The organism is Rhodopseudomonas sp. B29 (assembly GCF_000333455.1).
GTDB lineage: Bacteria > Pseudomonadota > Alphaproteobacteria > Rhizobiales > Xanthobacteraceae > Rhodopseudomonas.
The window spans coordinates 1-4975 of sequence record NZ_BADD01000112.1; the positions used below are offsets into that span (position 1 = coordinate 1).

General features: G+C 65.0%; 6 protein-coding genes. 1 reads left to right on the top strand and 5 read right to left on the bottom strand.

The genetic code is table 11. The features are described from left to right. A partial coding sequence (locus I5M_RS32625) for a hypothetical protein (RefSeq protein WP_040771551.1) occupies window positions 1–394 on the top strand: 394 nt, incomplete at its 5' end. Window positions 395–518: 124 nt separating this feature from the next. Here the strand turns inward: I5M_RS32625 and thiC are convergent. The 5 genes from thiC to I5M_RS04160 all read right to left on the bottom strand — a co-directional run. Next, window positions 519–2459 carry a phosphomethylpyrimidine synthase ThiC gene (gene thiC, locus I5M_RS04140; protein ID WP_022720247.1) on the bottom strand — a complete coding sequence of 647 codons (1941 nt, stop codon included), beginning with the start codon at window positions 2457–2459 and terminating at the stop codon, window positions 519–521. A 175-nt stretch (window positions 2460–2634) separates the two neighbouring features. Then, the gene (locus I5M_RS04145) at window positions 2635–3243 is read right to left on the bottom strand and encodes a thiamine phosphate synthase (RefSeq protein ID WP_022720248.1); all 609 of its coding nucleotides are present in this window, start codon (window positions 3241–3243) and stop codon (window positions 2635–2637) included. Then, window positions 3230–4012 carry a thiazole synthase gene (locus tag I5M_RS04150; RefSeq protein WP_022720249.1) on the bottom strand — a complete coding sequence of 261 codons (783 nt, stop codon included), beginning with the start codon at window positions 4010–4012 and terminating at the stop codon, window positions 3230–3232. Before I5M_RS04150 ends, I5M_RS04145 begins: the two co-directional genes overlap by 14 nt. Before the next feature lie 403 nt (window positions 4013–4415). Beyond that, window positions 4416–4613: a sulfur carrier protein ThiS gene (thiS, locus tag I5M_RS04155; protein ID WP_022720250.1), complete on the bottom strand. Its 198-nt coding sequence runs from the start codon at window positions 4611–4613 to the stop codon at window positions 4416–4418. Further along, the coding region (locus tag I5M_RS04160) for an FAD-dependent oxidoreductase (RefSeq protein ID WP_022720251.1) at window positions 4604–4975 on the bottom strand (372 nt) is incomplete at its 5' end. The genes I5M_RS04160 and thiS, both read right to left, overlap by 10 nt.

Sequence of the window (4975 nt, forward strand, 5' to 3'; positions counted from 1 at the left end):
ACATTGGGCAGGCGACCTGCTGCTTGCGATTGGGCTGGCGATGTTGGTCGGCGCGCTTGCGGTGTCATCTGTTGTCTTAATAATCGAAGCGATCACCGACCATATATTCGGCTTCCTGGCGATGTTTGGCGGTCCGATGGGATCGAAGAGCGCACGGCTGATGATGGCCCTCAAGAATTCAGCGCCCGCATTTTTGGTGCATTTGTGGCTGCCTCTTTTTCTTGTCGGCGTCTCGATAAACTATCTGATGCGACAGTTTTTTCGTGCTGTGGGCGTGGCGCAATGGTTTATCGCAAAAGGCGACGATGCTCCCCTCGAGTCGATCGGAATTATGGCAAGTATTTTCGTATTTGCTGTAACGCTGGTCGTTCAAAAAGTTGGCGGATTCGCCTGATCTGCGCGCATTTGCGAGCGCACCACCGCAATGACATGTGATTCGGGTCAGCCAAACTTTGCAAAGAGATGCCCGGGTCAAGCCCGGGCATGACGTTGTACGTGTGCTGAGAGCCGCGCCGCCCTTACGATAGCGCCTTATTACTCTCCTTCACCTTCTCCGCGTCGAGATACAGCTTCTCACCCATCGATTTGAACTTTTCGCTCATCTGCGACATGCCGTCTTCGATGACGCCGGACATCGTCATGCCGACGTTGCCGAGGGAGCCGGCGCCGGCGAGGTTGAGGGCGGCTTTCTCGTTGTCACCCAGCCCCGCCGCGTAGTCGCGCACGTCTTGCGTGATCTTCATCGAGCAGAATTTCGGTCCGCACATCGAGCAGAAGTGCGCGACCTTGTGGGCTTCCTTCGGCAGGGTCTCGTCGTGAAAGGCTTGCGCCGTGTCCGGGTCGAGGCCGAGGTTGAACTGGTCCTGCCAGCGGAATTCGAACCGGGCGCGAGAGAGCGCGTCGTCGCGGAGCTGCGCGGCGGGGTGGCCCTTGGCGAGGTCGGCGGCGTGGGCGGCGATCTTGTAGGTGATCACGCCGGTCTTGACGTCGTTGCGGTCGGGCAGGCCGAGATGCTCCTTCGGCGTGACGTAGCACAGCATCGCGCAGCCGAACCAGCCGATCATCGCGGCGCCGATGCCGGAGGTGATGTGATCATAGCCCGGCGCGATGTCGGTGGTCAGCGGGCCCAAGGTGTAGAACGGCGCTTCGCCGCACTCCTTGAGCTGCTTGTCCATGTTGATCTTGATCTTGTGCATCGGCACGTGGCCGGGGCCTTCGATCATCACCTGGCAGCCCTTGGCCCAGGCGATTTTGGTGAGTTCGCCGAGGGTCTCCAGTTCGGCGAACTGGGCGCGGTCGTTGGCGTCGGCGATCGAGCCCGGCCGCAGGCCGTCGCCGAGCGAGAACGACACGTCGTATTTGCGCATCAGGTCGCAGATCTCGTCGAAATGCGTGTAGAGAAAGCTCTCCTGGTGATGCGCGAGGCACCACTTCGCCATGATCGAGCCGCCGCGCGAGACGATGCCGGTGACGCGGCTGGCGGTGAGGTGGATGTATTGCAGCCGCACGCCGGCGTGAATGGTGAAGTAATCGACGCCCTGTTCGCACTGCTCGATCAGCGTGTCCTTGTAGAGCTCCCAGGTCAGCTTGACCGGATCGCCGTCGCACTTCTCCAGCGCCTGATAGATCGGCACGGTGCCGATCGGCACCGGCGAATTGCGCAGGATCCATTCGCGGGTGGTGTGGATGTTGCGGCCGGTGGAGAGGTCCATCACGGTGTCGGCGCCCCAACGGATCGCCCACACCATCTTGTCGACTTCCTCCTCGACCGACGACGTCACGGCGCTGTTGCCGATATTGGCGTTGATCTTGGTGAGGAAGTTGCGGCCGATGATCATCGGCTCGAGTTCGCCGTGGTTGATGTTCGACGGGATGATGGCGCGGCCGCGGGCGATCTCGTCGCGGACGAATTCCGGCGTGATGAACGCCGGCACGCTGGCGCCGAAGCTTTCGCCGTCGGCGAGCGCGGCCTCGGCGCGCTCGAGCTGCTGTTTGCGGCCGAGATTCTCGCGCTCGGCGACGTAGATCATCTCCTTGGTGATGATGCCGCGGCGGGCGAATTCGAGCTGGGTGATCGGCGCGTCGCCGACGCCGCGCAGCGGCTGGTGATAGCCGGTGAACGCCTTCGCCGCATGGGCGGCGCCGACATTGCCGTTGTCTTCCGGCTTGACGTCGCGGCCTTCATATTGCTCGACGCCGCCGCGCTCCTTGACCCACTCGGTGCGGGCGCGCGGCAGGCCCTTGTTGACGTCGATGATGACGTTCGGATCGGTGTAAGGGCCGCTCGTGTCGTACACCGGCAGGTTCGGTTCGCCGGCGCCTTCGCTCAGCATGATCTCGCGCAGCGGCACGCGCAGATCGGGCGCGCTAGCGGGGATCGCATGGATCTTGCGCGAGGAGGGCAGGGCGCCCGTGGTCACGGCGGCGCGGGTGGTCTCGGGATTGGAGCGGATATTCATGCCATCCTCCTTGTTGTTTCGTTCTGCTTATCGGGGCGCCGTCATCCTGAGGTGCGCGCACTTGCGCGCCTCGAAGGATGACTGCAACGAACTCAGTGCCTCCACCGTCGCCCTTCGAGGCGAGCCGAAGACGGCTCGCACCTCAGGGTGACGGCGACATCCTTTGTGCCGCGGATCACACCTTCTCCGCGGTGAAGTCGAGCCAGGCGCGCACGCGCGCGTCGGGGTCGGGGTTTTGGGTGACGTCGCTGACCACCGCGATCGAGTCTGCGCCGGCTTTGAAGATCTCGTCGGCCTGCTCCAGCTTGATGCCGCCGATCGCGACCAGCGGGATGTTGCCGACGCGCTTCTTCCATTCGGTGATCTTCGGGATGCCCTGCGGCGCGAAGCGCATCGATTTCAGAGTGGTCGGGAAGATCGGGCCGAGCGCGATGTAGGTCGGCTCGGCGGCGAGCGCGGTTTCGAGTTCGGCGTCGTCGTGGGTGGAGAGGCCGAGCGTCAGGCCGGCGCTGCGGATCTCGTGCAGGTCGGCTTCGGCGAGGTCTTCCTGGCCGAGATGCAGATGCTGGGCGCCCGCGACGATCGCGGCGCGCCAGTAATCGTTGATGATCAGCCTGGTCGGCGTGCCCTTCACCGCCTCGAGCGCGTCGGTGACGAGCTGCAGCGCCTCGGCATCGTTCAGCTCCTTGGCGCGCAGCTGCACGGTGCCGACCCCGAGAGAGGCCAGGCGCTTGACCCAGGCGATGCTGTCGACGACGGGATAGAAGCGGTCAGGATACGGCATGCCAGAACGGTGTCCCGATCACAGGGGTGGAGGGAGAAGCGAAATCGCGGGCGCCCATCAGCCCCGCTTCGTATCCGGTGCGGCCGGCCTCGATCGCCAGCCGGAACGCCCGGGCCATCGCCGCCGGGTCTTCGGCCTTGGCGATCGCGGTGTTGAGCAGCACGGCGTCGAAGCCGAGCTCCATCGCTTCCGCCGCGTGGCTCGGCGCGCCGAGTCCGGCGTCGACGACGAGGGTGATATCGGGCAGGCGGTCGCGCAGCAGCTTCAGGGCGTCGCGATTCGTAATGCCGCGCGCGCTGCCAATCGGCGCGGCCCACGGCATGATGACGCGGCAGCCGGCATCGACCAGGCGATTGGCGACCGACAGATCCTCGGTGCAATAGGGAAACACCTCGAAGCCGTCCTTGATCAGGATGGTGGCGGTTTCGACCAGGCCGATGACGTCGAGCTGCAGCGTGTCGTGTTCGGCGATGACCTCGAGCTTGATCCACGGCGTGGCGAACAGCTCGCGCGCGAGCTTGGCGGTCGTCACCGCCTCGCGCACGCTGCGGCAACCGGCGGTGTTGGGCAGCACGGTGACACCAAGCTCGCGGATCAGCGACCAGAACTGATCGCCGGTCTTGCCGCCCGCGGTCTCGCGCCGCAGCGACACGGTGACGATCTGCGCGCCGCTCTCGCGAATGGAGTCCTGCATGATGGCGGGCGAGGGATACAGCGCGCTGCCGATCAGCAGCCGCGAGGCGAATTCGCGATCGTAGAATTTCACCATGAGCTTTGCTCCGAGCACTGCGCGCTCCCTCTCCCGCCTGCGGGAGAGGGCTGGGGTGAGGGCGACGCAAGCGCAGTGCTCGTGGCCCCCCACCCCCGACCCCTCCCCGCAAGGGGGAGGGGAGAAGGGGCGCCCACTCCAACTACAATCGTCATCCCCGCGAAAGCGGGGATCCAGTATTCCAGAGCGTTCGCGACTAAACGCCGGCTCTCTGGGATACTGGGTCGCCCGGTCGAGCCGGGCGATGACGGGAGGGTGTGGAGGGCTGCAGTGCCCGTCATCCTGAGGTGCGCACGCGACAGCGTGCGCCTCGAAGGATGACAGCGCGAGGTGCCTGCGGCCATCCTTCGAGGCGCGCCGATGGCGCGCACCTCAGGATGACGATGAGGCGCGTTGCGATTCATCATCCCCCCTGCCGCGGCGTCAGGATTTCGATTTCGTCGCCGGCGCTCAATGCCGTCTCGTCCCATTTGCCGCGCGGCACGACGTCGTAGTTGATGGCGACCGCGTAGTGGCCGGCGGTGCAGTCGAGTTCCTGCATCAGCGCCGAGACGCTGGTGGCGCTGATCTCGCGCTGTTCGCCGTTCACCGTCACAAGCATCGCATCACCTGATTGTCGATCTCGCCGCGCTCGACATAGGCCACCACCTTCTCGGCGAGCGACGGCGCCATCAGGAAGCCGTGGCGATACAGGCCGTTGGTGGCGACGCGGCGGTTGCCGATGGCGATGCGCGGCAGATTGTCGGGGAAGGCGGGGCGCAGGCCGGCGCCGATCTCGACGATATGCGCCTCGCCGAACGCCGGATGCACCGCGTAAGCGGCGCTGAGCAGTTCGAGCGCCGAGCGAACCATCACCAATTCGTCTTCGCTCTCGACGGTGGTGGCGCCCAGCATGAAGTGATTGTTCTCGCGCGGGATGACATAGAGCGGCCAGCGCGGATGCATCAGGCGGACGGACGCGAC

Excerpts from the sequence above, each read along its gene's own strand:
- I5M_RS04145 (WP_022720248.1), bottom strand. The coding sequence starts at position 3,243 with ATGCCGTATCCTGACCGCTTCTATCCCGTCGTCGACAGCATCGCCTGG.
- I5M_RS04150 (WP_022720249.1), bottom strand. The coding sequence starts at position 4,012 with ATGGTGAAATTCTACGATCGCGAATTCGCCTCGCGGCTGCTGATCGGC.
- thiS (WP_022720250.1), bottom strand. The coding sequence starts at position 4,613 with ATGCTTGTGACGGTGAACGGCGAACAGCGCGAGATCAGCGCCACCAGC.
- thiC (WP_022720247.1), bottom strand. The coding sequence starts at position 2,459 with ATGAATATCCGCTCCAATCCCGAGACCACCCGCGCCGCCGTGACCACG.